This window comes from Stenotrophomonas sp. CASM106, assembly GCF_049384825.1.
GTDB classification, from domain to species: Bacteria; Pseudomonadota; Gammaproteobacteria; order Xanthomonadales; family Xanthomonadaceae; genus Stenotrophomonas; species Stenotrophomonas muris.
In genome coordinates this window covers 63,622-90,311 of the sequence record NZ_JBMRFS010000013.1, presented here as the reverse complement: position 1 = coordinate 90,311, position 26,690 = coordinate 63,622, and the positions used below count along the sequence as shown (strand labels likewise).

At 68.6% G+C, this 26,690-nt stretch carries 26 protein-coding genes; 10 read left to right on the top strand and 16 right to left on the bottom strand.

The genetic code is table 11. The features are described from left to right. Nucleotides 1–293: 293 nt before the first annotated feature. Nucleotides 294–1,178 (bottom strand): LysR family transcriptional regulator, encoded by an 885-nt coding sequence (locus tag VG556_RS20825; RefSeq protein ID WP_111144312.1) that lies wholly within the window; start codon nt 1,176–1,178, stop codon nt 294–296. Nucleotides 1,179–1,283: 105 nt separating this feature from the next. Here VG556_RS20825 and VG556_RS20820 point away from each other — a divergent pair, with 105 nt between their 5' ends. After that, nucleotides 1,284–2,702 carry an MFS transporter gene (locus tag VG556_RS20820; RefSeq protein ID WP_100449364.1) on the top strand — a complete coding sequence of 473 codons (1,419 nt, stop codon included), beginning with the start codon at nt 1,284–1,286 and terminating at the stop codon, nt 2,700–2,702. Nucleotides 2,703–2,792: 90 nt separating this feature from the next. On the opposite strand, the gene VG556_RS20815 is transcribed toward VG556_RS20820, so the two are convergent. From VG556_RS20815 to VG556_RS20800, 4 genes are read right to left on the bottom strand one after another with little or no spacing between them, the layout of a single operon-like run. Further along, nucleotides 2,793–3,590 (bottom strand): N-formylglutamate amidohydrolase, encoded by a 798-nt coding sequence (locus tag VG556_RS20815; RefSeq protein ID WP_100449365.1) that lies wholly within the window; start codon nt 3,588–3,590, stop codon nt 2,793–2,795. Then, nucleotides 3,583–4,137 (bottom strand): NUDIX hydrolase, encoded by a 555-nt coding sequence (locus VG556_RS20810; protein WP_024957736.1) that lies wholly within the window; start codon nt 4,135–4,137, stop codon nt 3,583–3,585. The genes VG556_RS20815 and VG556_RS20810 overlap by 8 nt, the downstream gene beginning before the upstream one ends. Beyond that, nucleotides 4,134–5,069 (bottom strand): 5'-3' exonuclease, encoded by a 936-nt coding sequence (locus VG556_RS20805; RefSeq protein WP_014646011.1) that lies wholly within the window; start codon nt 5,067–5,069, stop codon nt 4,134–4,136. Before VG556_RS20805 ends, VG556_RS20810 begins: the two co-directional genes overlap by 4 nt. Continuing rightward, nucleotides 5,066–5,647: a nitroreductase family protein gene (locus VG556_RS20800; protein ID WP_014646012.1), complete on the bottom strand. Its 582-nt coding sequence runs from the start codon at nt 5,645–5,647 to the stop codon at nt 5,066–5,068. Before VG556_RS20800 ends, VG556_RS20805 begins: the two co-directional genes overlap by 4 nt. Before the next feature lie 331 nt (nt 5,648–5,978). Here VG556_RS20800 and VG556_RS20795 point away from each other — a divergent pair, with 331 nt between their 5' ends. Together VG556_RS20795 and VG556_RS20790 are read left to right on the top strand one after the other, a co-directional pair. Then, entirely contained in the window at nt 5,979–8,300 is a 2,322-nt protein-coding gene (locus tag VG556_RS20795; protein WP_032956973.1) for a DUF1631 domain-containing protein, read from the top strand. A 52-nt stretch (nt 8,301–8,352) separates the two neighbouring features. Then, nucleotides 8,353–9,432 carry an NAD(P) transhydrogenase subunit alpha gene (locus VG556_RS20790; protein ID WP_069118521.1) on the top strand — a complete coding sequence of 360 codons (1,080 nt, stop codon included), beginning with the start codon at nt 8,353–8,355 and terminating at the stop codon, nt 9,430–9,432. A gap of 120 nt (nt 9,433–9,552) precedes the next feature. Here VG556_RS20790 and VG556_RS20785 read toward each other — a convergent pair whose 3' ends face one another. From VG556_RS20785 to VG556_RS20775, 3 genes are read right to left on the bottom strand one after another with little or no spacing between them, the layout of a single operon-like run. Further along, nucleotides 9,553–10,005 carry a DUF3106 domain-containing protein gene (locus tag VG556_RS20785; protein ID WP_049408481.1) on the bottom strand — a complete coding sequence of 151 codons (453 nt, stop codon included), beginning with the start codon at nt 10,003–10,005 and terminating at the stop codon, nt 9,553–9,555. Between the two features lie 3 nt (nt 10,006–10,008). After that, a complete protein-coding gene (locus tag VG556_RS20780; protein ID WP_049408479.1) occupies nt 10,009–10,338 on the bottom strand; it encodes a membrane protein in 330 nt (109 codons plus the stop codon). Continuing rightward, on the bottom strand, nt 10,335–10,919 hold the full coding sequence (locus tag VG556_RS20775; RefSeq protein ID WP_080354563.1) for an RNA polymerase sigma factor: 585 nt from the start codon (nt 10,917–10,919) through the stop codon (nt 10,335–10,337). Before VG556_RS20775 ends, VG556_RS20780 begins: the two co-directional genes overlap by 4 nt. Before the next feature lie 98 nt (nt 10,920–11,017). Between VG556_RS20775 and VG556_RS20770 the strand changes: the two genes are divergently transcribed. Then, nucleotides 11,018–11,338, top strand: a complete 321-nt coding sequence (locus VG556_RS20770) for an NAD(P) transhydrogenase subunit alpha (protein ID WP_014646018.1) — start codon at nt 11,018–11,020, stop codon at nt 11,336–11,338. Further along, nucleotides 11,335–12,795: an NAD(P)(+) transhydrogenase (Re/Si-specific) subunit beta gene (locus tag VG556_RS20765; RefSeq protein WP_423180041.1), complete on the top strand. Its 1,461-nt coding sequence runs from the start codon at nt 11,335–11,337 to the stop codon at nt 12,793–12,795. The genes VG556_RS20770 and VG556_RS20765 overlap by 4 nt, the downstream gene beginning before the upstream one ends. 578 nt (nt 12,796–13,373) lie before the next feature. Here the strand turns inward: VG556_RS20765 and VG556_RS20760 are convergent. Further along, on the bottom strand, nt 13,374–13,793 hold the full coding sequence (locus VG556_RS20760; RefSeq protein WP_046429036.1) for a hypothetical protein: 420 nt from the start codon (nt 13,791–13,793) through the stop codon (nt 13,374–13,376). A gap of 122 nt (nt 13,794–13,915) precedes the next feature. Here VG556_RS20760 and sufT point away from each other — a divergent pair, with 122 nt between their 5' ends. The 3 genes from sufT (at nt 13,916) to VG556_RS20745 (ending at nt 17,836) form a co-directional block, all read left to right on the top strand. Next, entirely contained in the window at nt 13,916–14,467 is a 552-nt protein-coding gene (sufT, locus tag VG556_RS20755; protein WP_005415385.1) for a putative Fe-S cluster assembly protein SufT, read from the top strand. A 59-nt stretch (nt 14,468–14,526) separates the two neighbouring features. Continuing rightward, nucleotides 14,527–15,621, top strand: a complete 1,095-nt coding sequence (locus VG556_RS20750; protein WP_100449366.1) for a branched-chain amino acid aminotransferase — start codon at nt 14,527–14,529, stop codon at nt 15,619–15,621. Nucleotides 15,622–16,096: 475 nt separating this feature from the next. Beyond that, nucleotides 16,097–17,836: a S8 family peptidase gene (locus tag VG556_RS20745; protein WP_100449367.1), complete on the top strand. Its 1,740-nt coding sequence runs from the start codon at nt 16,097–16,099 to the stop codon at nt 17,834–17,836. A gap of 88 nt (nt 17,837–17,924) precedes the next feature. On the opposite strand, the gene VG556_RS20740 is transcribed toward VG556_RS20745, so the two are convergent. The 3 genes from VG556_RS20740 to wrbA all read right to left on the bottom strand — a co-directional run bounded on the left by VG556_RS20740 (nt 17,925) and on the right by wrbA (nt 19,415). Next, nucleotides 17,925–18,410 (bottom strand): asparaginase domain-containing protein, encoded by a 486-nt coding sequence (locus tag VG556_RS20740; protein ID WP_010481766.1) that lies wholly within the window; start codon nt 18,408–18,410, stop codon nt 17,925–17,927. Nucleotides 18,411–18,489: 79 nt separating this feature from the next. After that, nucleotides 18,490–18,825, bottom strand: coding sequence for a DUF2069 domain-containing protein (locus VG556_RS20735; protein WP_014646024.1), 336 nt, complete (start codon nt 18,823–18,825; stop codon nt 18,490–18,492). Next, nucleotides 18,822–19,415, bottom strand: coding sequence for an NAD(P)H:quinone oxidoreductase (gene wrbA / locus VG556_RS20730; protein WP_014646025.1), 594 nt, complete (start codon nt 19,413–19,415; stop codon nt 18,822–18,824). Before wrbA ends, VG556_RS20735 begins: the two co-directional genes overlap by 4 nt. Nucleotides 19,416–19,492: 77 nt before the next feature. Here wrbA and VG556_RS20725 point away from each other — a divergent pair, with 77 nt between their 5' ends. Next, on the top strand, nt 19,493–20,767 hold the full coding sequence (locus tag VG556_RS20725; RefSeq protein WP_032956948.1) for a YihY family inner membrane protein: 1,275 nt from the start codon (nt 19,493–19,495) through the stop codon (nt 20,765–20,767). Further along, nucleotides 20,764–21,303, top strand: a complete 540-nt coding sequence (locus tag VG556_RS20720) for a TlpA family protein disulfide reductase (RefSeq protein ID WP_111144299.1) — start codon at nt 20,764–20,766, stop codon at nt 21,301–21,303. Before VG556_RS20725 ends, VG556_RS20720 begins: the two co-directional genes overlap by 4 nt. A gap of 489 nt (nt 21,304–21,792) precedes the next feature. Here VG556_RS20720 and ppk2 read toward each other — a convergent pair whose 3' ends face one another. From ppk2 to hemA, 4 genes are read right to left on the bottom strand one after another with little or no spacing between them, the layout of a single operon-like run. Next, nucleotides 21,793–22,575, bottom strand: coding sequence for a polyphosphate kinase 2 (gene ppk2 / locus VG556_RS20715; protein ID WP_049406807.1), 783 nt, complete (start codon nt 22,573–22,575; stop codon nt 21,793–21,795). Nucleotides 22,576–22,621: 46 nt separating this feature from the next. Continuing rightward, a complete protein-coding gene (locus VG556_RS20710) occupies nt 22,622–24,328 on the bottom strand; it encodes a tetratricopeptide repeat protein (RefSeq protein WP_053495027.1) in 1,707 nt (568 codons plus the stop codon). A gap of 5 nt (nt 24,329–24,333) precedes the next feature. Beyond that, nucleotides 24,334–25,416 carry a peptide chain release factor 1 gene (gene prfA / locus VG556_RS20705; RefSeq protein WP_014646030.1) on the bottom strand — a complete coding sequence of 361 codons (1,083 nt, stop codon included), beginning with the start codon at nt 25,414–25,416 and terminating at the stop codon, nt 24,334–24,336. Then, entirely contained in the window at nt 25,394–26,677 is a 1,284-nt protein-coding gene (gene hemA, locus VG556_RS20700; protein WP_014646031.1) for a glutamyl-tRNA reductase, read from the bottom strand. Before hemA ends, prfA begins: the two co-directional genes overlap by 23 nt. Nucleotides 26,678–26,690 lie beyond the last annotated feature (13 nt).

Below are 26,690 nucleotides of genomic sequence, written 5' to 3'. Positions count from 1 at the left end.
GGCAATGCCTCACCGGTCCGTTTCGCCGCCGGCCGATGTGGCTCGCCGGCCAGCGGCCGGCACTACCGGATACCCAAGGCCTCGGGCCATTCGGCGTTCGAAGCCGAGAACGTGGACGCGCTGGTGCGCGCCACCGATGGCTTCGCCTGATCGGTAGTGCCGGCCGCTGGCCGGCAATGCCTTGCCGGTCCGTTTCGCCGCCGGCCGATGTGGCTCGCCGGCCAGCGGCCGGCGCTACCGGATACCCAAGGGTTCTGACCCCGCCGAAACCTTCATCCACGCATGGCGTGGATTTACCAATCCCCGGCCAGCAACGCGTCGGCCAGCACCTGCAGCTTCGGCGAGTGCTGGCGCGACGGTGGGTAGATCAGCGACAGCGCGCGGCTGCGGCCCTCGAACGGCTGCAGCACGCGTTGCAGGCGGCCGTCAGCCAGCGCGTCGGCCACCGCGAAATCCATCACCTGCACGATGCCGATGCCGGCGATGGCCGCTTCCACCAGCGGATCGCCGCTGTCGAACACCATCCGCGTCGGTGGGGTGAAGTCGCGCAGGTGGCCCTCCTGCAGGAACTGCCAGTCCACCAGCCGGCCACTGCGCAGGTTGCGCACCGCCAGGCACGCGTGGTCCCGCAGCGCGGCCACATCGTCCGGTGCGCCACAGCGGGCCAGATACGCGGGGCTGGCCACCGTCACCCAGCGCAGCGGACGCAGCGGGCGCGCGACGATGCGCTGGTCGGCGATGACGCCGGTGCGCAGGGCGGCATCGAAACCTTCCTCGACCAGATCGACCAGACGGTCACTGAGCACGGCCTCCACCTGCAGTTGCGGGTGCTGTTGCAGCAACGGCGCCAGCAGCGGTACCAGCACCTTGCGCCCGAACATCGAGGGCGCGCTGATCTTCAGGGTGCCCGCGGGCGTGCAGGGACGGTCGGCCAACTGGCGTTCGGCATCCTCCAGGCCACACAGCAGCGGTGCCACCTGATCGACGAACTGGCGGCCATCCGGGGTCAGCGCCACGTTGCGGGTGTTCCGCTGCAGCAGCTTCACCCCCAGCGTGGCCTCCAGCCGGCCGATCGCGCGCGACAGGCCGGACTGGCTCAGGCCCAGCTGCCTGGCGGCGACGGTGAAACTGCGGGCTTCGGCTACCTGCACCAGCATGCGCACTGCATTGAGGTCCATCGAGGTTCCATTCATGATGAAAATCATGACAGATATGGCTGGCAGGGGGTTTATTGATTCGGTCGCATCAATGAGACTGCGCTCCCCCACCGCACCAGACCGCCGATGCCTCCCCTCAAGTACCCGCGCTGGGCGCTGACCCTGCTGGCCACTGCCCAGCTGATCATCGCCCTGGATGCCACCATCATCTTCGTCGCCCTGCACGACATGGGCCGCGCGCTGCAGATCAACGCGCAGCAGCTGCAATGGGTAGTCAGTGCCTATACCGTGGCGTTCGGCGGCAGCCTGCTGCTGGGCGGGCGCGCCGCCGACCTGATCGGCCGCCGCCGCTTCTACCGGCTGGGCATGCTGCTGTTCGCGCTGGCGTCGCTGTTCGGCGCGCTGGCGCCGAATGCCACCCTGTTGATCATCGCGCGCGCGGCGCAGGGCATCGGTGCCGCGTTGCTGTTCCCGGCCACGCTGGCGCTGATCAACACGTTGTATGCGGAAGGCCCGGTGCGCAACCGCGCACTGGCGATCTGGAGCATGGCCAGTGCGGTCGGCCTGGCGCTGGGCACGCTGCTCGGTGGCGTGCTGACCCAGGCGTTCGGCTGGCCGGCGGTGCTGGCGGTGATCGTTCCGCTGGCCACCGCCTGTGCAGTCGCGGCCGGCGCGTGGTTGCCGGTCGATGGCCCGCGTCTGCAGGGCCGTTCCTTCGATCTGGCCGGTTGCCTCACCGTCACCGCCGGCGGCAGCCTGCTGGTCACCACCCTGGTGCAAGGGCCGGAGTGGGGCTGGACGGCCCGGGCCACGCTCATCTGCCTGCTGCTTTCAGCCGTACTGTTGACGGTGTTCGTACAGATCGAAAAGCGCAGCCGTGACCCGCTGATGCAGTTTGCGCTGCTGCGCCTGCCCGGCCTGCGCGCGGCACTCGGCCTGACCTTCGCCTTCATGAGCAGCTATGGCGTGCAGTACTACTTCCTGGCGCTCTACTTCCAGGATGGTTACGGCTGGAGCCCGCTGCAGGCCGGCATGGCCTTCCTGCTGCCGACCGTGGTGTGCACCTTCGGCATCCGCATTGCCGAACGCATGCTGCGGCGCCGTTCGCCACGGCAGGTGCTGGCCTGGGGCTTCGCGGCCGGTGCCATCGGCATCACCGCGGTGGCGCTGGCGATGCCGCATGGCGCCAGCTACTGGCCGCTGCTGCCGGGCATCGTGGTGCTCAGCGTGGGCCAGGGCATGAGCTGGACGGCGATGTGGATCGTGGCCGGGCAGGGCGTGCCGGGGCCGCAGCAGGGTGTGGCGTCCGGCATGGCCGCCACCGCACAGCAGATCGGCGGCGCGTTGGGACTGGCGGTACTGGTGATGGTGGCCAACGCCGCGCGTGGCACGCAGGAGGCAACCAGTCCTGATGCGCTGCAGGGCATGGTCAATGCGCAGTACGGCGCCGCGCTGTTCGCCGCGCTCGGCGTGGCCATCGCGCTGGGCCTGCGCCCGGCGCCGGTCGAATCGGCTGCTGCCGTCTGCCCGGTCAACGAGGCATGATTGAAGGCGCTGCCGTAGGTGGATGTGCCACGCCTGCGGTGGTGCCGGCCAGCGGCCGGCACTACCGATACGGGATGGAACCACGCGCGTTCAACCCAGCGCCAGCAGCTCCGGTTGCAGCGCGCTGAAGATCCGCGCCAGCCGCTCCGCCCACGCCTGCTGCCCGGCGGCATCGGCGATCAGGTCCTGGCGGATCTCCAGTTCCACGTGCACCAGGCCGCGCCCTTCGCCGTGCACCGGTACCGCGTAGTCGCTGGTGCTGCTGACCGAATACGGTTCGTTGTCACCCACCACCAGGTCGCCTTCATCGCGCAGTGCCTGCAGCAGTGCATGCGCAAAGCGCGTGTCCTGGTGGTACAGCACGCCGGCGTGCCACGGCCGCTGCGTGCCGTTCATCACTGGCGTGAAGCTGTGCATCATCACCAGCAGGGTGGGGCGGCCGGCATCGCGGCGTGCATCCAGTTCCGCGTCGATGCGCGCATGGTAGGGCGCGTGGATCGCATCGATGCGTTGCTGCCGCTGTGCCGCTGACAGCCCGGCATTGCCCGGGACCACGGTGTGGTCGCTCACTTGCGGAATCAGCGTCGGCGAGGCCAGTGGGCGGTTGCAGTCGATCAGCAGCCGCGAATAGGTCTGTTCGATCGCCCATGCATCCAGCCGTTCGGCCAGTGCGCGGGTGGTGCCGGCGATGCCGATGTCCCAGCCGATATGGCGGTCCAGCTCGGCCTGGGCCAGGCCGAGCCCGGTCAGCGCGCGTGGCACCTGCTGGCCGGCGTGATCGGCCAGCAGCAGGTACGGCGAGGCGCCCTGCGGCCGGTGGAGGGTATAGATCGCCGGGTCGTCGGCGCCCAGCAGCGCCGGCAGTACGTGCAGATCGGCGTCAGCCACGCGGGCGCCCGTCCAGGTGGTGCTCGATCATCCACAGGCCCGCCCACAGCTTGGCATCCAGCTCATAGCCTTCGCCCATCTTCTGCACCAGCCAGGCCGCCGCCTGCGCGCGCGGAATCTCGTGCACGGTGATGTCTTCGCTGTCATCGCCGCCACCTTCGCCGATCCGGCGCAGGCCGGTGGCGCGTACGAAGGCGATCTTCTCGCTGCTGGCGCCGGAGGACGTCGGGCCGATCATCAGCACTTCGGCGTGATCGGCGGTCCAGCCGGTTTCTTCTTCCAGCTCGCGCACGGCCGAGACTTCGATCGATTCGCCGGCGTGGATGTCGCCGACCAGGCCGGCCGGCATCTCGATGGTGGGGGCCTGCAGCGGCACGCGGAACTGTTCGACGAACAGCACCTTGTCCTCCGGGGTCACCGCGATGATGATCGCGGCCAGGCCACCGGCATGGGTACGTTCGCTGTATTCCCAGGTGCCGCGCACCAGCATGCGCTGGTACTTGCCTTCATAGACGACACGCGGGGCTTCGGTGTTGCGCTGGCTCATGCGGGCTCGCTGTGGGTGGGAAGAATATCGGGCACGCCGGCGGCATCGAACAGCCGGCGGCGGGTCATCGGGCCGAAGCGCAGGGTCTGGCACAGGCCGCCGAGCAGCTCGGGGTCGGCGGTCTGGCGCAGCAGGCCGGGTTGGCTGCCTTCCAGCGGCGCGTCCAGCGCGATGGTGGTCAGCTGGCGCCAGAGCAGGGCGTGCTCGCGCTGCTCGCGCAGGCGCACCGCCATCTGGGCGGCACCGCGCAGGCGCAGGAACGGCACTTCGTCCAGGCGTTCGTACAGCGCATCCAAGCTGCCGAAATGGGCCAGCAGCACGGCGGCGGACTTGCTGCCGACCCCACTGACACCGGGAATGTTGTCCACCGCATCGCCGCACAGCGCCAGGTAATCGGCAATCTGGTGCGCGTGCACGCCGTGCCGTGCCTTCACGCCGGCCACGTCCCAGCGCTGGTTGCGGGCGTAGTCCCACTGTTCGTCGTGGTCGAGCAGCAGCTGCGACAGGTCCTTGTCGGCGGAGATGATCACCCCGCGATGGCTGCCGCGGTGCACGTGCAGTGCGCTGCCGATCAGGTCGTCGGCTTCGTAGTCGTGGTGGGCGAGGACGGCAAGGCCCAACGCCGCGCACAGCGCCTTGCAGTGCACGAACTGGCGCTTGAGCGCTTCCGGTGCCGGATCACGGTTGGCCTTGTAGGCCGGATACAGGCGGTGGCGGAAGCCGCTGTCGAGCGCTTCGTCGAAGGCAATGGCGATGTGCCGCGGGCGCTCGCGCTCCAGCAGGTCCAGCAGGAAGCGGGCGAAGCCGTGCACAGCATTGGTCGGCCAGCCCTGCGCGTCCTGGAACTGGTCCGGCAGCGAGTGCCAGGCGCGGAACACGTAGATGCTGGCATCGACCAGGTACAGCGACGGCGGCGGTGCCGGCAGGGTCATGCCGGCGGCGTCCAGTCCTGCAGCAGGGTCGCTGGGTCGGGGCGCTCGCGCTCGGGCACGTCGGCCTTGGCGGTGCCGATGTGGATGAAGCCGGCGATGCGTTCACCCTCGACCAGGCCCAGGTGGGCCTGCACGACCGGATCGAAGGCCATCCAGGCCGTCAGCCACTGTGCGCCGAAGCCAAGCGCCTGCGCGGCCTGCAGCAGGGCGAAGCAGACGCAGCCGGCGGTCATCAGCTGTTCCTGTTCCGGCACCTTCGGGTCCGGGCGCGGGCTGGCGACCACCACGATCACCAGCGGGGCGTGGCTGAAACGCTGGCGGTCCTTCTCGAACACGGCCTCGCCGGCATGCGGGTCGCGCTGGCGGCTGCGCTTGGCCAGGAAGTCGCCCAGAGTGTGACGTGCATCGCCGGCGATCTTCAGGAAGCGGAACGGCACGCGCTTGCCGTGGTCGGGCACGCGCACGGCCGAGGCCAGCATCCGCTGCAGGGTGGCCGGGTCCGGGCCGGGCTCGCCCAGTTGCCGCGAAGGCACTGAGCGGCGGGCATCCAGGGCGAGCAGGGCAGCGGGGTCGGGCATGGAGTCTGAACCGGTCATCACGGGTGTTTGATTATAGTCGGGGTGGTCAATGACGCCGTCTGTGTCGCGTCCGGCCCCTGAATACCAAACTGTGATGAACATCATGCCACTGGCGGGAAACGGACAGCCGCTTCCCCTCGCCTCGTGGGCCTTGCACGGCTTACGATACCCCTCTTGCCGGGCCGCCGGTCATGAGGTTTGAAGTGAGGACTGTTTCACTGTCCGTGACGGGCTGGCCGGCCTACCATCGACGTTCCGGTACATGGGGTGTGCCGGTCGTCGCGATGTCCATGCTGTCTGTCGTACCAGAGAAGGTGGGGAGCCTTCCCGAATGATGAGCGTGCCCACACCGATGGGATCGCCGGGCCGTGACCCGGCCCAGCTCCAGCTTGCCCGGGACATGGTCCTGCCCGCGCTGTGCCAGGCCTTCGGGGCCGCACTGGCGCGTTTCGACGATGCCCTGTTCGACCGCGCCGGCAATGCCGGCTCGTCGCAGTTGCTGTTCCTGGACGCGATGCGCGAACTGCGCCGCCGCCGTGAGGAGATCGCTGCCGCCTTCGCCGGCCACCTGCAGCAGGCGTGGGCCGCATTGGCGGCCGGTGAGCCGCTGTCGGCCGAGGCGACCCTGTCGGGGCCGGCCGAGGATGGCCTGAGCCTGCTGGCCGAACACGTACTGGAATCGCGGTTGGCGGTGCGCAATTTCGCCACTGTATTGCTGCGTGACTTCAAGCCGGTGCTGGCGCGGCTGGACCGCCGCCTGGGCCGGTTGATCGGCGGCGTGGAACTGGACGCCGACCACAATCCCATCAGCCCCGAACATCTGGGCGTGGCCATCCACGAGGCCTTTGCCGGCTGCGAACTGGCCCCGGAAGTGCATCTGGTGCTGATCAAGCTGTGCGAGCGCGACCTGCGTGCACCGGTCGGCCGCATCTACGAGAAGCTGGACGAGCAGCTGGCCGCAGCCGGCGTGATGTCGCAGATGGGGGCTCCGCAGCGCCCACAACCGCCGGCACCGGATCCGCGCATGACCGGGATGCTGGATGACCTGGTCGAGCATCGCCACGGCGCGGGCGTCGATCCGGGGTTCAGCGATGACGAGCAGGCCGCACCGGCCTGGGCGCAGCGCTTTGCCGCCCGCTGGTCCGAGCGCCGCGGGCATATGCAGCAGCACCTGGGCGGCGATGATGGCGCCGCCGGCGAGGCCTACGCCGGCCAGCAAGGCATGCTGCTGGAAGCGTTGCACGAACTGCTGCAGCAGACCCGCCATGTGCGTGAGGACGCCACGTCTGCGGCACAGGTGGCGGTCGGCCAGCAGCGCCCGCTCAGCCAGCGCGAAATGATGTCGGTGCTGTCGCTGCTGCAGGCCACGCCGAGCGCGACGCTGCGTGCAGCCATCGGCGAGGACGGCGAATCGCTGGCGCAGCGGCTGAAGAGCGAAGTGCTGTCCAGCGCCACCCAGCTCGGCGTCGATCCGGGCCAGACCCGGCTGGACCCGCAGGATGAGGATGCCATCGACCTGGTCGGCATGCTGTTCGACGTGATGCTGGACGAACGTGAACTGGAAGGCCGCTCGCGCGAACTGATCGGCCGCCTGGTCGTGCCTTTCGTCAAGGTCGCCATGCTCGACCGCCGCATGTTCGTGCAGAAGACCCATCCGGCGCGCAAGCTGCTCAATTCGCTGGCCGAGGCCTGCGAGGGCAACACCGGCGAGAGCCAGGCCGAGCGCATGCTGATGGCCAAGGTCGAGGAGATCATCGAGCGCCTGGTGGCCGAGTTCAACGAGAACCTGGCGATCTTCCTGACCCTGGAAGAAGAATTCCGCGAGTTCCTGGTGCAGCATCGCCGCCGCGTGGAAATCGCCGAGCGCCGTGCCGCAGAGACGCAGCGTGGGCAGGAAAAGCTGGAGATGGCCCGCAGCCGCGCCAGTGCGGAACTGGATCGTCGCATCGGTGATGCCACCCTTCCGCCGGCCATTGCCGAGTTCCTGCGCCAGCCCTGGCAGCACCACCTGACCCTGGCGCTGCTGCGCGAGGGCGAAGAAGGCGCGTCGGTGGCCGAGGCACTGAGCCTCGGCGACGGCCTGCTGGAGGAAGTGGCCGAGGCACGCCGGCAGATTGTCGGCAAGCCATGGCTGCAGGCCTGGCAGCCGGTGCTGGCCAAGGTGTTTGCCAGCGTCGGTGTGCACGGCGATGCGGCTACCGGCGCGATCGACGCCCTGCACGACACGTTGCAGGGCATCGCCGAGTCGCGGCCGGAACTGCAGCGCGCGCTGCCCGAGCTGCCGCAGGTCGCGCTGCCGGCACCGCCGGTGGCCGAATCGCCAGCGGTGGAACTCAGCGGGCAGATCGATGCCGACGATTTCGACAACGCCGATGCCGACCGCTTCCGACGCATGGAAATCGGCAACTGGTTGGACTTCGTCGACAAGGACGGCAAGGTCCAGGCGGGCAAGCTGTCCTGGGTCAGCCCGATTTCCTCGCGCCTGCTGTTCGTCAACCGTCGCGGCGTGCGCTTCTGCGTGGCCTCGCCAGAAGAGCTGGCGGTGATGGTGCGGCTCGGCCGCCTGCGTGCCCACGTTGACGATGGCGCCTTCGACAGCGCCATGCAGGGCGTGATCGACCGCCTCGACCCGGGCAGCACCACCCTGCACTGAGTGCTGGCTGCCTGCTAGGATCGGGAAAACTCACCGATCAGCGGGGACCTGCATGGCCGTGGCGTTGCTGGGGATCAAGGAGACCGCGCCGGGTGAACGGCGCGTGGCGTTGACACCGGAAACCGCGCGCAAGCTCGGTGCCCTCGGCATTACGGTCTGGTACGAGGCCGGCGCCGGGCTGGCCGCCGGCTTCACCGATGCCGCCTATGACGACGCCGGCGCACGTGTCTTCGACGCGGGCCGCTGGGCCGAGATCGATATCCTGCTGTGCGTGCAGGCACCTCCTGCGACGGTGCTGGAGCAGCTCAGGCCCGGTGCCAGCGTGGTTGGCCTGCTGGCACCGGCCAACGATCCGGCGCTGGCCGCGCTGGCGGCCGATGATCGCCTGCAGCTGTTCCCGCTGCAGCAGCTGCCGCGCACCACCCGCGCGCAGGCGATGGATGTACTCAGTTCGCAGGCCGGCATGGCCGGCTACAAGGCAGCGCTGATTGCCGCCGAACGCGCGCCGCGCTTCTTCCCGATGCTGACCACCGCCGCTGGCACCGTGCGGCCGGCCAAGGTGCTGGTGATCGGTGCCGGCGTGGCGGGCCTGCAGGCCATCGCCACCGCGCGGCGCCTCGGTGCACAGGTGGAAGGTTTCGATGTGCGCCCGGAAACCCGCGAGCAGATCCAGTCACTGGGTGCGCGCTTCCTCGATCTTGGCGTGAGCGCGACCGGTGAAGGCGGCTACGCGCGTGCGTTGACCGACGAGGAGCGCGCCGAGCAGCAGCGTCGGCTGGCCGACCACCTGCGCAGCGTGGACGTGGTGATCTGCACGGCTGCCGTACCCGGTCGGCCGGCGCCGACCATCGTGACCGCCGCGATGGTGGAGGGCATGGCCACCGGCAGCGTCATTGTCGATCTGGCGGCCGAGAGCGGCGGCAACTGTGCACTGACCCAGCCGGGGCACTGCATCGAACACCAGGGCGTGACCATCGATGGTCCGCTGGGCCTGGCCAGTCGCGGCGCGACCCAGGCCAGTGAGATGTATGCGCGCAACCTGCTCAACTTCGTTGCGCTGTTCGTGCGCGAGGGGCGGCTCGGTTTCGACTGGGACGACGAGCTGCTGGCAAAGACGCGCTGGCAGGCATGAATGACGCGGGGTCAGATCCCTTTGCCTCTGGCAAAGGGATCTGACCCCGATCTCCCGCAATCTGCCAGGGGTCGGATCCCTTTGCGTCAGCAAAGGGCTCTGACCCCGTTCCCCGGGGCCTTACCGCGGCTTCGCCGGCGGCGGGTTGTCGCGCACCCAGTCCCGGCGCTGCTCCGGCGTCATCTGCGACCAGCGCTCGCGCAGCGCGTCGCGCTGTGCCGGCGGCATGTTGCGCATCTGCCCGAACAGGGCGCGCGCCTGCTCGCGCTGTTCCGGGCTCATGTGCTCGAAGCGGCGCAGGCCGCGGCGGGCCTTGTCGCGCTCCTCCGGGCTCATCGATTGCCAGCGCTGGCCGTGCGAGAGCATGCGCTGGCGCTGGCCGGCATCAGCGCTGTTCCAACGGTCGCGCAGCGGCGCCAGAAGGGACTCTCGCTGGGATTCGCTCAATTGCTCCCACGCAGGCAATGGCGCGACCGGTGCGGCAGGGGCGGGCGTGGCGTTCTGCGCCAGCGCCGGAACGGCCGGCAGCAGCGCCAGGGTCAACAGCAGTGGCAGGTCAAGCAGTCGGGACATGATTTACTCCATCGCCAGGTCGGTATCGCCCAGCCACAGGTACAGATCGGGATTCTCGTCGTAGAGCGCGCCGTTGTCTTCCACTGAAGCAAGCACGGGGTCCGGCGGCGGACCCGCAAGCGTGCCATGGCCGGTGAACTGCAGGCCGATGCCCAGTGCAACCACCAGTGAGCAGGCGCTGGCCAGCCACCAGCGCCAGCGCCCACGATGGGGGGTGGCCGTGGCGCCGTGGCGAGCTTGGCGCAGCCGGGCCAGCGTTGCCGGCGACAGCGCCTGCAGCGACTGCGCGTGCAGGCGGCGCAGGGTGTCATCGGAAGGCAGGGAGCGGTTCACGGGTGGGTCTCCAGGTAGTCCTGCAGCGCCTGCCGGGCGCGTGCCAGATGGGTTTTTACCGCGCCTTCGCTGCAGCCCATGGCGCGGGCGGTGGTGGCCCCGTCCAGGTCCTGCAGCACGCGCAGGGTGAAGGCCTCGCGCTGGCGGGCGGGCAGGGTGCGCAACGCGTCCACCAGCTGCTGGTACTGCTGGCGCTGCTCATGTGCCTTTGCCGGGTCCGGGCCGGGATCGGCCCAGTCGATCTCGCCGCCTTCCGCGTCCTGGTTGTCGCGCCAGAACGGCAGGCGGAAGCGGCGCCGGCGCTGCAGGTCGATCACCCGGCGGCGCAGGATGCTCCAGAACAGCGGCGCCCATTCGGCGGCCGGCTTGTCGGTGTAATCCAGCATGCGCAGCAGCGCGTCCTGCACCGCATCCATGGCGTCTTCGCGCTGGCGCAGGCCGGCCTCGGCGAAGCGGAACGCACGCGGGCCGACGCTGGCCAGGAATGCCTCCAGCGATGCCGGCAGGGCATCGGTCTCGGCGCTCGGGGGGGCGGGGCTGCTCACCAGCACAGGGTACGGTTCCTCGCTCGGGGTCACCATCGACAACGCGTGAGCGGCGCTCCGGTTGACGCCGGGTGCGCGCCGGGTTCAGCCCATGGTTATGATGGGCCGACGAAGACAGAGCAGGAGCGTTGCCGGTGAGTGACGGGTTCGTAGCGCTGTACATCTTCATGCTGGCAGCCATCGCCGGCCACGTGATCATTTCGCGGGTGCCGGTGATCCTGCATACCCCGCTGATGTCGGGCTCCAACTTCATCCACGGCATCGTGCTGATCGGCGCGATGGTGGTACTGGGGCATGCGCAGACGCCGCTGGAGAAGGCACTGGGCTTCCTGGCCGTGGTGCTCGGTGCCGGCAATGCCGCCGGTGGCTACGTGGTCACCGCGCGCATGCTGGAAATGTTCAAGCCGAGCGCGCCCAGGGGCGGCAAGGACGAACCGAAGGAGCCGCAGGCTTGAACATCAGCACCGTCGAACTGCTCGACTGGCTGGTCAAGGCCAGCTACCTGGTCGCCGCCACGCTGTTCCTGCTCGGCCTGCAGCGCATGGCCTCGCCGCTGACCGCACGCAGCGGCATCCGCTGGGCCGGGCTGGGCATGCTGCTGGCCACCGCGGCCACCTTCTTCCTGCCCGAACTGCACAACGTGCCGTTGATCCTGGTGGCACTGCTGCTGGGTGCGGGCCTGGCCTGGTGGTCGGCCGGCAAGGTTGCCATCACCGACATGCCGCAGATGGTGGCGCTGTACAACGGCATGGGTGGTGGCTCGGCGGCGGCGATCGGTGCGGTGGAACTGCTGCGCTATGCCTTCCTGGCCCACCGCGATACCAGCCACTGGAGCGCGCAGGCGCTGGCCGACCTGGCCGCGCGCCAGCCGTCCGGCACGATGCTGCTGCTGGCGGTGGTCGGCGCGGCGATCGGCGCGGTGTCGCTGTCCGGCTCGGTGATCGCGTGGGCCAAGCTGGATGGACGCCTGGACAAGCGCGTGACCTGGCCCGGCCAGCAGGTGATGAACCTGCTGGTGGCGCTGGCGGTGGTGGTGCTGGCGATCATCGCGGCCAGTACGCTCAGTGCCTGGGCGATCGTTGCCTTCTTCGTGCTGGCACTGGCGCTGGGCGTGCTGATGACGCTGCCGATCGGCGGTGCCGACATGCCGGTGGTGATCTCGCTGTACAACGCGTTCACCGGCCTGGCAGTGTCGTTCGAAGGTTATGTGCTGGGCAACGAGGCGCTGATCATCGCCGGCATGATGGTCGGCGCGGCCGGCATCCTGCTGACCCGGCTGATGGCCAAGGCGATGAACCGGCCGATCCGCAACGTGCTGTTCTCCAACTTCGGCGGCGGTGCTGGTGGCGAAGCGCAGGCGATCAGCGGCGCGCAGAAGCCGATCGAAGCCCCGGATGTCGCGGCGATGATGGCCTACGCCGAACGCGTGGTGATCGTGCCTGGATACGGCATGGCCGTGGCCCAGGCGCAGCACAAGATCTGGGAACTGGCGCAGCGGCTGGGCCAGCGCGGGGTGAAGGTGAAGTTCGCCATCCACCCGGTCGCCGGGCGCATGCCCGGGCACATGAACGTACTGCTGGCCGAAGCGGGCGTGCCCTACGACCTGATCGCCGACATGGATGACATCAATCCGGAGTTCACCAACACCGACGTGGTACTGGTGATCGGTGCCAACGACGTGGTCAATCCGGTCGCGCGTACTGATCCGGCCAGCCCGTTCTACGGCATGCCGGTGCTGGACGTGGTCAACGCGCGCAACGTGGTGGTGATCAAGCGCGGCAAGGGCACCGGCTTCGCCGGTATCGAGAATGCGCTGTTCTACGCTGACAATACCCGCATGCTCTATGGCGACGGCGCCGAAGCGGCCGCCTCGCTGGTGAGCGAGCTGAAGGCGCTCGACGGCGGGCATTGAAGACCGGGGTCGGATCCCTTTCCGCAGGACAGGGCTCTGGCCCCTTTGCCGGCCAGCGGCCGGCACTACCGGATCCGCGCGTGGTGGTTGCACCTGGTAGGTGCGGACCTGGGGCCGCACGCTTTTGCCGGCCAGCGGCCGGCACTACCGGATCCGCGCGTGGTGGTTGCATCTGGTAGGTGCGGACCTGGGGCCGCACGCTTTTGCCGGCCAGCGGCCGGCACTACCCTCCATCGGCGCGTGGCGGCTGCATCTGGTAGGTGCGGACCTGGGGCCGCGCGCTTTTGCCGGCCAGCGGCCGGCACTACCGGATCCGCGCGTGGCGGTTGCATCTGGTAGGTGCGGACCTTGGTCCGCACGCTTTTGCCGGCCAGCGGCCGGCACTACCCCCCATCCGCGCGTGATGGTTGCCTCTGGTAGGTGCGGACCTTGGTCCGCGCGCTTTTGCCGGCCAGCGGCCGGCACTACCGGATCCGCGCGTGGCGGCTGCCTCTGGTAGGTGCGGACCCTGGTCCGCACGCTTTTGCCGGCCAGCGTCCGGCATTAACCCCATCCGCGCGTGGCGTGGATCTACGCGCTCAGCGCGCCAGCCAGGCGCCGACGACCACGGCCACGGCCAGCCACAGCCATTCCATCGCGCCATTGGCCAGGTTGATCAGGGTCCAGGCCAGGTGCGGGCCCATCCGCGTGGTGGCGTCCCACAGGTCCAGACCGATCGAGCCGCCCATCCAGGCGCTGGCGATGGCCCAGTTGGCCACGGCGGCCACCAGCAGGGTGCCGAGCACGACCAGGGCGATGCGCAACCGGCCCGGGCCCAGTGTGCCCAGGCGCAGCATGAACACCAGTTCCAGGGCGGACACTACCGCCATCCAGCCGACCTGCCGGCCGGTCATCAGCGCCAGGACCATCCAGGCGAGGGGAGCAACAAGCAGACCCAGCAACAGCATGAGGGACCAGAGCCAGGTGACGGTCCTGGCACGCGTGGCAATGGAGGACATCGAAGCTCCCTGAAGATCACCCACAGGATACTGTGGTTTGCCGCAGTGCACCGGCGGTGCCGGGGCGGCTGGGCTAGAATGCCGTCTTGCGTGGCCCCGGCCACGGCCCCATATCGGTCCCCATGTATTCCCGTAGCAGCGAACCTGTCCACTTCGAACGCGATTGCGAGGCCGTGATGGTCCCGCAGGGCGATACCGTGACCCTGCCTGCCGGCAGCTATGGGTACATCACCCAGGCGCTGGGCGGCAGCTATTCGGTGTTCGTCGAGGGCAACCTGTTCCGCATCGCCGGCAAGGACGGCGACGCCATCGGCAAGGAGGCGCCGGCACCGCTCGAGCTGCCGGCCGACGCCACCGATGAGCAGGTGGAACAACTGGTGTGGCAGCAGCTGCGCACCTGCTTCGACCCGGAGATTCCGGTCAACATCGTTGAACTGGGCCTGGTCTATGAAGTCGAGATCAAGCATCTGGACGAAGGCAAGCGCGAGATCGACGTGAAGATGACCCTGACCGCACCGGGCTGTGGCATGGGCGAGATCCTGGTCGACGACGTGCGCAGCAAGCTTGAAATGATCCCGACGGTGGCCGAGGCCGACGTCGACCTGGTGTTCGACCCGCCGTGGAACCAGCACATGATGTCCGAGGCGGCGCGGCTCGAGACCGGCATGCTTTGACCCAGGGCCCGCAGTGACGCGGGCCCGGCACTACCCGCAACCAGAACAGGAATCCTCCGGTGTCCCAGTCCATTCCCAGCTTCGCCGTCACCCGTTCGGACCACCCGCGCAGCGCTGAAGAGCGCGCCAAGATCCTGGAGAAGCCGGGCTTCGGCCTGCACTTCACCGATCACATGGTGGAAGTGCGCTGGGACAAGGATGCCGGCTGGCACAACGCCAGCGTGCGTGCCTACGGCCCGCTGCAGCTGGACCCGGCCGCGGCCGTGCTGCACTACGGCCAGGAGATCTTCGAAGGCATCAAGGCCTACCGCCATGCTGACGGCTCGATCTGGACCTTCCGCCCGGATGCCAACGGCCGTCGCCTGCAGCGTTCGGCGCAGCGCCTGGCGCTGCCGGAACTGCCGGTGGAGATCTTCGTCGAATCGCTGAAGCAGCTGATCGCCGTCGACAGCGAGTGGGTGCCGTCGGCCGACGAGTCGAGCCTGTACTTCCGCCCGTTCATGATCGGCGACGAAGCCTTCCTCGGCGTGCGCGGCGCGCACAAGGCCGGCTACTACGTCATCGCCAGCCCGGCCGGCCCGTACTTCGCCAAGGGCGTGGCCCCGGTGTCGATCTGGCTGTCCACCGAATACGCGCGCGCGGCCAAGGGCGGCACCGGCGCCGCCAAGTGCGGTGGCAACTACGCCGCCTCGCTGCTGCCGCAGCAGAAGGCGCAGGCGCAGGGCTGCTCGCAGGTGCTGTTCCTCGACCCGGTCGAAGGCAGGTACCTGGAAGAACTGGGCGGCATGAACGTGTTCCTGGTCTACAAGGACGGCACGCTGGTCACCCCGGAACTGTCCGGCAGCATCCTCGAGGGCATCACCCGCGAGAGCATCCTGCAGCTGGCGCGCGACCGTGGCATGAAGGTCGAAGAGCGCAAGGTCAGCATCGACGAGTGGAAGGACGGCGTGGCCTCCGGTGAGATCAGCGAAGTGTTTGCCTGTGGCACTGCGGCGGTGGTCACCCCGATCGGCCAGCTGAAGGGCGAGGGTTTCTCGGTGGGCGACATCAACGCGCCGGCCGGCGAAGTGACCATGTCGCTGCGCAAGGAACTGACCGACATCCAGTACGGCCGCCTGCCGGACCGGCACAACTGGCTGGTCAAGCTGGGCTGATCGCCCGCACCGGGTTGTAGACCCGAGCGCGCGCTCGGCTGCGTTGTTCCTGGAAAGCCCGTCCCTGTGACGGGCTTTCTGCGTTGTGGACAGGTGGGTGGGGTCAGATCCCTTTTCCGTGGGAAAAGGGATCTGACCCCACCCACTCCGACCCCGAATCGGCGGATGCCGATGTCGGCAAAGTCATCGCAGGACAGGTGATGACCCAGTCAGGTGTGTGCAGGAGATGAGAAAGTTCCTTCACCTTCACAAACCCTCGACCCGGGAAGTCTCAGAACGAACATTTCATCTTGCTGAAAAGACGCTGAAAATCTTGTGGTGTCCGGTTTTGGTCATTAGCGTCATCTGCACGGCGGATCGATAGGGGGATCCGCTGACTCGCCGGACTTCGAACCTCGCCAACGCAAGCCAGCCCATGGTTCGGGCCGGTGCTTCTGCCGATTCCGGCATTCACACCACTAGAAAGGGAAATACGATGTCCCAGGTAACGCAACCGCGTGTGCGTCGAGTGTGGGTGGTCCTTGGTGCGTCCGTTCTGTCATCGCTGCTGCTGGCCACGCCTGCGCTGGCCGGTGACGTCCAGCTCAGCGGCCTGCAGTCCGCGCCGACTCACCAGCGCTTCATCGTGAAGTACCGCGACGGCAGTGCGCCGGTGGCCAACACCACCGCACTGGCCTCTTCGCTGAAGAGTGCCGCCGCCGGCCTGGCCAGCAGCCAGGGCCGTGCGCTGGGCCTGCAGCAGGTCCGCAAGCTGGCCGTCGGCCCGACCCTGGTCAGGACCGACCGCCCGCTTGACCAAGCTGAATCCGAGCTGCTGATGCGCAAGCTGGCCGCCGACCCGAACGTGGAATACGTCGAAGTCGACCAGATCATGCGTGCGACGCTGACCCCGAATGACACCCGCTTCAGCGAACAGTGGGGCTTTGGTACCTCCAACGCGTCGATCAACGTGCGGCCGGCCTGGGACAAGGCCACCGGCACCGGCGTGGTGGTGGCCGTGATCGATACCGGCATCACCAACCATCCCGATCTCAACGCCAACATCCTGCCCGGCTATGACTTCATCAGCGATGCCGCGATGGCGCGCGATGGCGGTGGCCGCGACAGCAACCCGAACGACGAGGGCGACTGGTATGGCGCCAACGAGTGCGGCTCGGGCATCCCGGCGTCCAACTCCAGCTGGCACGGCACCCACGTCGCCGGCACCGTGGCGGCGGTGACCAACAACAGCACCGGCGTGGCCGGCACGGCGTTCAACGCCAAGGTCGTCCCGGTGCGCGTGCTCGGCAAGTGCGGCGGCTATACCTCCGACATCGCCGATGCGATCGTGTGGGCCTCCGGCGGCACCGTCAGTGGCGTGCCGGCCAATGCCAATCCGGCGGAAGTCATCAACATGTCGCTGGGCGGCGGCGGCACCTGCTCGGCCACCTACCAGAACGCGATCAACGGCGCGGTCAGCCGCGGCACCACCGTGGTGGTCGCCGCCGGCAACAGCAACACCAACGTGTCCTCGTCGGTGCCGGCCAACTGCGCGAACGTGATCGCGGTGGCGGCCACGACCTCGGCCGGTGCGCGTGCCAGCTTCTCCAACTATGGTGCCGGCATCGACATTTCCGGCCCGGGCCAGAGCATCCTGTCCACCCTCAACACCGGCACCACCACGCCGGGCAGCGCCACCTATGCGTCCTACAACGGCACCTCGATGGCGGCGCCGCATGTGGCCGGTGTGGTGGCCCTGATGCAGTCGGTGGCGCCGAGCCCGCTGAGCCCGGCACAGGTCGAGAGCATCATCAAGAGCACCGCACGCCCGCTGCCGGGCGCCTGCTCGGGGGGCTGCGGCGCCGGCATCGTCGACGCCAACGCGGCCGTGGATGCGGCGATCAATGGCGGTGGCCCGAACCCGGGCGGCAACGTGCTGCAGAACAACGTGCCGGTGACCGGCCTGGGCGCCGCGACCGGTGCCGAGCTGAACTACACCGTCGCCGTTCCGGCCGGCAGCACCCAGCTGCGCGTGGCAATCAGTGGCGGCAGCGGTGATGCCGACCTGTACGTGCGCCAGGGCAGTGCCCCGACCGATACCACCTACACCTGCCGTCCGTACCTGAGCGGCAACAGCGAGACCTGCACCATCAACAGCCCTGCCGCCGGCACCTGGTATGTGCGGGTGAAGGCGTACAGCACCTTCTCGGGCCTGACCCTCAGCGCCCAGTACTGAGCCCAAGTCCCTCTCCAAGGGCACGCCCTGGCTTCGGCCGGGGCGTTTTTGTCCGGGTGGGTGCCGACCTCGGCCGGCACGCTGTTCCTCAGACCGACTCGAAACGGTTCGCCGCCACGTTCTTGCGCACGTGCTGCGGGTCGAAGATCCGCCCGTTCATCGCGATGTACACGCCGCTCGGCAGCGACTGCACCGCACCGATCGCACAACCGATGTTGAACTCCGCATCCGAGCCGCGGAAGCGTGCCGGGCTCAGCGCACCGGTCATCACGATGGTCTTGTCCGGGATCGTCGCCAGCACCTTGCCGGTCTGCACCATCGAATCGGTGCCGTGGGTCACCAGCACGTGCCGGGTCGGCTGCGCGGCGATGGTGGCGCGGATCAGCTCGCGGTCTTCGTCGTTGATGTGCAGCGAATCCTTGCGCAGGATCGGAATCACGTTGAAACGGAACGTCACGCCCAGCTCGCGCAGGATCATGCCGATCTGCGGATCGCCGATCTGGTAGTCCGACTTGTCGTCGAAGTAGATCTTGTCGATCGTGCCACCGGTGGTGACGACCAGGAGCTCTTCCATCATGTGCATGCGCGAAACCAGGACAGGGACTGCGGCGCGGGGCCAGGAATGCAGATGATAAGGCCCTGGGCGCGCAGCGTCAGCGCCGCTTGCCGAAGCGGGCGCGCAGGCCGGGCAGGCTGGCGCTGAAGATCACCAGCAGCGCCAGCGCGATCTCGATCAGCGCCAGCCAGCGCGTCTCCGGGTGGCTCCAGGCGCTCATCACGCCGTGGCTGAACCAGCCCAGCGCCAGCACCGAGGCCCAGAAGCCGGCCTTGCGCCAGCCCAGGCGCACGGCGATGGCCAGCGCCAGCGGTGGCGCGGTGAACACCAGCTGGGTGGCCAGCCAGTGCCTGTCATTGATGAACCAGCCTGCGAACAGCGCGGCCAGCCCCATCAGGGCCAACAGCAGGACCGTGCGCGGCGCGCGGTTCATCGGGCCAACCGCTGCGCGATGTCGGCCACCCGGCGCCCCAGCGCGCGCGCCAGAACCGCTTCGTCGTCGGTCGGCTGCGGATCGTCGGCGGCACCGGCCACGTGGCTGGCGCCATAGGGCGTGCCGCCACTGGTGGTGTGGCTCAGCGCCGGTTCGGTGAACGGGATGCCGACGATCACGCAGCCGTGGTGCAGCAGTGGCACCTGCATCGACAGCAGGGTCGATTCCTGGCCGCCGTGCATCGAGGCGGTGGACGTGAACACGCCGGCCGGCTTGCCGGACAGGGTGCCATTGACCCATTCGGCGCCCAGCCCATCCAGGAAGTGCTTGACCGGCGCGGCCATGTTGCCGAAGCGGGTGGGGCTGCCGAGCAGCAGGCCCTGGCAGTCGACCAGGTCCTGCACGCTCACGTAGGGGGCGCCATCGTCGGGTACCGGTGGCTGCGCGGTCTGGGTCACGGCGGCCACCGGCGGCACCGTGCGCAGGCGCGCGGTCATGCCCGGCACTTCGCCGATGCCCCGCGCGATCTGGCGCGCCAGCCGTGCCACCGAACCGCCCCGGCTGTAGTACAGCACCAGAATCTCGCCCATCGTGCCCGCTTCTCCTCGTCGTGTGGCTACCAGTATGGCTATCCTGCCAGCATTCCGCATCGGGTACCCTTCCACCGATGGAACCTTTGGATACGCTCAACCTGTGGATGGAGCGCGCGCGGGATCGCGCACGGGCCATCAGTTTCGGCCGCTTCCTGTGGCATCGCTTCCTAGACGACCGCCTGTTCCAGGCAGCGGCGGCGCTGGCCTACACCACGGTGTTCGCGCTGGTACCGCTGGCGATCGTGGTATTCGGTGTGCTGTCGGCCTTCCCCGTCTTCGACCGCTGGAGCGATCAGCTCAGCGACTACGTATTCTCCAACTTCGTGCCCTCCGCGGCGCGTGCGGCCGAGGGCTACCTGCGGCAGTTCTCGGCCAGTGCCGGCCAGCTGACGGCGGCCGGCTTCATCGCACTGGTGGCCTCACTGCTGATCACGCTCAACAGTGTGGAAGAGACCTTCAACCAGATCTGGCGGGTTGGCTCGACCCGGCCCAAGCTGACCCGCTTCCTGGTCTACTGGACCGTGCTGACCTTGGGCGCGATGCTCGCCGCCGCATCGCTTGCGGTATCGGCGCGGGTGTTCGCGATGCCGTTGTTCGGTACCCAGGAGGGCCGTTGGTTGGCCGAGCTGGCGCTGCGGCTGGCGCCGATCCTGATCGAGTTCGTCTGCATCACGCTGATGTTCCGGGTGGTGCCGCACCACACGGTGAAATGGCGGCATGCCGTGCCCGGCGCGATCCTGGCGGCGGTCATCCTGGAACTGGTGAAGTGGGGCATCGGTGCCTATCTGGGCAGCTTCCAGTCCTACCAGAAACTGTATGGCACGGTGGCGTTCGTGCCGATCCTGCTGCTGTGGATCTACCTGTGCTGGGTGGCGGTGCTGCTGGGGGCGTCGCTGGCTTCTTCGATGGCCGCCTTCCGCTACCAGCCGGTGGAACTGCGCCTGCCGCAGGGGTATGAGTTCTATGGACTGCTGCGCCTGCTTGGCCGCTTCCAGCATGCACGGGCCAAGGGCAAGGGCCTGGCCGATGACGAGATCCTGCGGCTGGAGCCGATGCTGACCGATTCACTGCTGCAGGACCTGATCTGCAACCTGCAGGAGATCGACCTGCTGCGCCGCGACGAGCGGGGCGAGTGGCTGCTGTCGCGTGACCTGGACCAGGTCAGCCTGGCCGATCTGTACGAATGCACCCAGCTGCGCATCCCGGTGGCCGAGCAGCACCTGCCCTACCGTGACGACAGCCTGGGCCGTGCCGCACTGGCGGCGCTGGACGATCTGCGGCTGCCCCTGCGCGAACGCCTGAAGCGCAAGGTCAGTGATATCTATACCGACTCTGGAGACATGCCATGACCCGCAAGACGCCGTTGCCGCTGCTGCTCCCGTTGACCCTGCTGCTGGCCCTGGCGGCCTGCAAGCCGGCCCAGGAGCCGACGCCGACCACTCCGGCACCGGTCGATGAAACCCCGGCCGAGCGCACCACTGCCGAATTCCCGACCTTGAAGATGAAGGCGGTGGATGGCAGCGACTACGATCTGGCCGCGCATCGTGGCAAGTGGGTGGTGGTGAACTTCTGGGCGACCTGGTGCGCCCCGTGCCGCAAGGAGATGCCCGAGCTGTCGGCGCTGCATGCGATGCGCAGCAACATCGAGGTGGTCGGCCTGGCCTACGAGGACATCGAAGTGCCGGAAATGCAGTCGTTCCTGACCAAGCATCCGGTGACCTATCCGATCGTGATCGTGGACCCGTTCGATCCGCCGGCCGACTTCGCCACGCCGCGAGGCCTGCCGTTGACGCATCTGCTGGATCCGCAGGGCAAGCTGGCCCACACCTTCCTTGGCCCGGTGACCGCCGCCGACATCGAAAAGCAGATCGCTGCTGGCAAATAGTGGGGTGGTCGGCAGGGCCTGCGGCCCTGCACCTCGGTACGCGCCATCGCATGCGCGCTGCCGCTCCCACGCTTCGCTGCGCGAACCGCGGGCCCCACTTACCAACACCCAAACCCCCGCCGCTTCGCGGCCGCCCCCTGACTCAGGGGGCTCTGCCCCAGACACGATCCGACGCCCGCCAGGCCAATGGGATTGCCGATGGGGTCAGATCCGCTTTCCGCAGGAAAACGGATCTGACCCCGGTTCCATTTCGATATCTGACAGATGTGTCGACCAAGGTCGACACCTACCAACAGCCGCAGGGATCTGTCAGAGGCGGGGCGGTGTGGGTGGGCAGGACCGTTGGCGCCATGGATGGCGCCATCGAGCCCCCAGGGACGGGTTTACGGCGTGTCCTGCCCACCCACACCGCCCCGCCATCCCGCGGATGCCGCTGTTGCCGTTGCCGTTGCGTTGAGCAGGTGCAGGGTGCAACCCTGCCGACCCACCCTATTCTTCGACCGGGAAGTCCTCGATCGGCTTCAGCACATCGTAGTGCTCGCGATGCAGCTTGCCCTTCAGCTTCGGCAGCTCCGGCAACGGCGCATCCACCCGTGTGTCCGGCAACCGGTCCAGCAGGTTGCGCACCAGGGTCAGTCGCCCCAGCCGCTGGTCGTTGAAATCCACCAGCGTCCACGGCGCCGCCTCGCGATGCGTCGCGCGCAGCATCGCCTCGCGGGCTTCGGTATAGGCGCTGTACTTGCTGCGCGATTTCAGGTCGACCGGGGACAGCTTCCAGCCCTTCAGCGGATCGAGGTGGCGTTCGGCGAAGCGCTTCTCCTGCTGCTCCTGGTCCACGCACAGCCAGTACTTGAACAGCAGGATGCCGTCATCCACCAGCAGCTGCTCGAACACCGGTGCCTGGCGCAGGAACTGCTGGTACTCGGTTTCGCTGCAATAGCCCATCACCCGCTCGACGCCTGCGCGGTTGTACCAGCTGCGGTCCATCAGCACGATCTCGCCGGCGGCGGGAAGATGCGAGGCATAGCGCTGGAAATACCACTGCGTGGCTTCGCGGTCGGTAGGCTTGGGCAGTGCTACCACCCGGCATTGGCGTGGATTGAGATGCTGGCTGATGGCCTGGATCGCGCCGCCCTTGCCTGCCGTATCCCGTCCCTCGAACAGCACCAGCAGGCGTTGCCCGCTGAGCTGCACCCAGCGCGCCATCGCGGTCAGTTCCAGCTGCAGCGGCAGCAGCAGTTCGTCGTAGTCCTTGCGCTTGAGCTTGGCCATCGTCACACCACGCGGGGAGGAAGCCCGAGCGTAACGCAGGGGTCGCTCAGGTGTTGTCGACACCTTGCCAGCCGTGTTCACCGGCAAGCCGCTGCAGCAGGGCCGACAGGTCGCGGGCAAACCCGGCCATGTCGAACAGGCCACTGCATTCGCGCGCCTGCACCAGCTCGGCGCGAAGCGAGGCCAGTGCTGCGGGGTCATTGCCCAGTGCGCTGGCGGTGGCGATGAACGCCGCATCATCGGCGACATTCATCCGGGCCAACCCCAGATGGTGGTTGAGGCTGCCGGCCACGCGCGCGGCGAAGGTGTCGCCCGGGCAGGTCAGCACCGGGCAGCCGGCCCACAGTGCATCGGAGGCGGTGGTGTGCGCGTTGTACGGATGCGTGTCGAGGAACAGGTCGGCCAGTGGGTAGCGGGCCAGGTACTGCGGATGCGGCAGCTTGGCCATGAACACCAGCCGCGCCGGGTCCAGGCCGGCAGCCTGCGCGGCGGTGCGCAGGCGGGCGTCGGCCTGGCCGGGGCCGGACAGCAGCCACAGCACGCTGCCGGGCACGGCCTGCAACACTGCGAAGGCGCGGCCCATGCTGCGCGGGTTGAGCTTGTAGCTGTTGTTGAAGCAGCAGAACACCACGCCGTGCTCGGGCAGCCCGCACTCGGCGCGGGACGGCGACGGCTCCAGCGTGCGGGTGTTGTCCGAGGGCTGGAAGGCCCGCGGAAGGCGCAGGACGCGTTCGCTGAAGTGCGGTTCCAGCGCTGCCGGCAGTACGAATTCGTCGGCGACCACGGCGTCCAGCCATCGCGCGCCCGAGGTGCCGGGGTAGGCCAGCCAGTTCAGCTGCAGCGGGGCCGGGCGCATCGCCAGCACTTCGGGCGCGCCGCCGCCGCCCCAGCCGCGCAGGTCGAACAGCAGGTCGATGCCCTGTGCGCGGATGCGGGCCGCGATGTCGGCATGCCGCAGTGCGGCCACCTCATGCAGCCGGGTCGCGGACTGCAGGCGTTCGCGGATGCCGCTGCCATCGGCGCGGTTCAGCGCGAACAGGTGCAGCTGCAACGCCGGGTCATGACGCAGGTGTTCGAGCAGGGCCACGGTCAGCAGCCCGGTGGGATGGGCGCCGAAGCCATTGGAAAGGAAGCCGACGCGCAACGGGCCGCGCGCGCGTACCGTCACTGCCGGCAAGGGCCGGACCGAGGCGGCGATCAGTGCGGCGCGCGCACGTGCACAGGCCAACTGCTCGCCCGCGCTGGCGTCTTCGCTGAGGAAGGCGAAGGGTTCCACCGCACCGTGGCCGGCGGCGAGCGCGGCGCGTACCTGCGCAGCCAGCGTGTCCACGTCCTGCCAGTCGCACAGGCGGCGCTGCCACGCCAGGCGCTGCGCGGCGATGTAGGGTTCATCCGGCATCAGCGCATGCGCGCGGCGATAGGCTGCTGCTGCGCCTTCGGCATCGTCGGCGTCTTCCAGCGCATGGCCCAGCCACAGCGCGATGCCCGGGTGCTGCGGGGCCAATGCCGAGGCCTGGCCAAGCAGCTTGGCCGCATCGCCATGTGCACCGGCCATCCACGCCACGCGGCCCAGCCGTGCCAGCGCTTCGGGGTGATTCGGGCGCAGCTGCAGCGCACGTCGCGCGGCCTGTTCGCCGGCAGCGATGTCGCCGGCTTCCAGTTCCACGTCGGCCAGCATCACCCAGGCGACGAAGTCGTCGGGCTGGCGAGCGATCGCTTGCTGCAGTTGCTGTCGCTGCTGCCAGGCCGACATCGTGCTCAGCCCGCCGAAAGCTGGGCCAGGGCGTCGACCTGGTGTTCGTGGCTGAGCCGCTGCAGCAGCGGGTCGAGGTCGCCGGCGAGGATGTTGGGCAGGTCGTACAGGGTCAGGCCTTCCACGCGGTGGTCGGTGATCCGGCCCTGCGGGAAGTTGTAGGTGCGGATGCGCTGGCTGCGGTCGCCGCTGCCGACCTGCAGGCGCCGCGATTCGGCCTGCGCGGCGTCCTGGCGCTGGCGCTCGGCATCGAGCAGCTGCGCCTTCAGGCGCTTCATCGCCTTGTCGCGGTTGGCGTGCTGGCTGCGCTCGGTCTGGCACTCCACCACCACGCCGGTCGGCACGTGGGTGATGCGGATGGCCGATTCGGTCTTGTTGACGTGCTGGCCGCCGGCACCGGACGAGCGGAACGTATCCACCTTCAGGTCGGCCGGGTTGATGACGATGTCATCGACCTCGTCGGCCTCGGGAATGATCGCCACGGTGGCCGCCGAAGTGTGGATGCGGCCCTGCGATTCGGTGGCCGGCACGCGCTGCACGCGATGCGTGCCCGATTCGAACTTCAGGCGCGAGAACGCACCACGGCCGACCACGCGCGCTACTACTTCCTTGTAGCCGCCATGCTCACCGGGGTTGTCCGATTCGATCTCGACCTTCCAGCCCTGGCGCTCGGCATAGCGGGCGTACATGCGGAACAGATCGCCGGCGAAGATCGCGGCTTCATCGCCGCCAGTGCCGGCGCGTACTTCCAGGAACAGGTTACCTTCGTCGCGCGGATCGCGTGGTACCAGCAGCAGGGCCAGTTCTTGTTCCAGTTCCTGCAGGCGCGCCTGCGCCGCGGCGATTTCCTCGTCTGCCAGTTCACGCAGGTCGGGGTCGGCGCGCATGCCTTCGGCGGCGGCCAGGTCGGCCTTGGCACGGGCTTCCTCGGCGAGCGCGGCAGCGACCGGTTCAAGTTGGGCGAATTCGCGCGAAAGGTCGCGGAAACGGGTGTTGTCGGCGACCACATCGGGTTCGGCGAGCAGGCGTTCCAGTTCTTCGCGGCGCTCGGCCAGCGCTTCCAGCTTACGGCGCAGGGTCGGCGTCATCGGGTCTCACGGGTGGGTGGCGGTAACCCGGCGTGGCCGGGAACAGGCGCTCGGCAGCGCGGGTCAGGTCGGCATCGCCACTCAGCGCGGCCGCGCGCAGAGCGGCGGTCGGCGGATGCAGCAGGCGGTTGGTCAGGCCATGGGCCAGCAGTTCCAGCACTTCGTCGGCGGGCTTGCCGTTGGCCAGCTGCTGCCGTGCGCGCTCCAGCAGTTCGGCGCGGGTCGCTTCGCCGAACGCACGCAGCTGCCGCAGCGGTGCCTGGTGGGCGCTGGCCTGCTGGGTCTCGATGAAACGCGACACCTGCAGGTCGATGATCGCCTCGGCCTCGGCGGCGGCCTCGCGGCGGCCACGACGGTTGTCTTCCACCGCGCGTTCCAGGTCATCGACGGTGTAGAGGAAGGCGTCGTTGAGCGTGCCGACCTCGGCTTCGATGTCGCGCGGCACGGCCAGGTCGAACAGCAGCATCGGCTTGTGCCGGCGCGCGCGCAGTGCCTTGGCCACCATCTCGCGATGGATCACAGGTTCGCGCGCGGCGGTGGCCGAGAACACGATGTCGGCCTCGCCGAGATGGCGGTCCAGTTCGGTCAGCGGCAGGGCCACGCCGCCATGGCGGCTGGCCAGTTCCTGCGCGTGGGCGAGGGTGCGGTTGGCGATCAGCAGCCGCCGCACCTTGCCCTCACTCAGGTGGCGTGCAGCCAGCTCGATGGTCTCGCCGGCACCGACCAGCAGCACGGTGGAGTCATCCAGGCGCGCGAAGGCGTTCTGCGCCAGGCGCACCGCCGCCGAGGCCACCGACACCGGGTTGGCGCCGACCTGGGTATCGGTGCGCGCACGCTTGGCTACCGAGAAGGTCTGCTGGAACAGGCGGTCCAGGCGCTGGCCGAGCAGGCCGTGGTCACGCGCGGTCGACCAGGCATCCTTTACCTGGCCGAGGATCTGCGGTTCGCCCAGCACCATCGAGTCCAGCCCGGTGGCGACCCGGAACAGGTGGCGCACGGCCTCGGCATCGGCATGCTGGTACAGGTAGCCCTGCAGGTCGCCTGCCTGGCTGTGCAGCCACTGGTCCAGCGCCTGTGCCGACTCGGCCACGGCATACAGTTCGGTGCGGTTGCAGGTGGACAGCAGCACTGCCTCGGCGATCTGCGGGGTATCGCGCAGCGAGCCCAGCGCACGCGGCAACGCCTCACCGGCGAAGGCCGCGCGCTCGCGCAGCTCCACCGGTGCGGTCTGGTGATTCAGTCCGAGCACCCACAGGGTCATTGTTCAGTTGCTT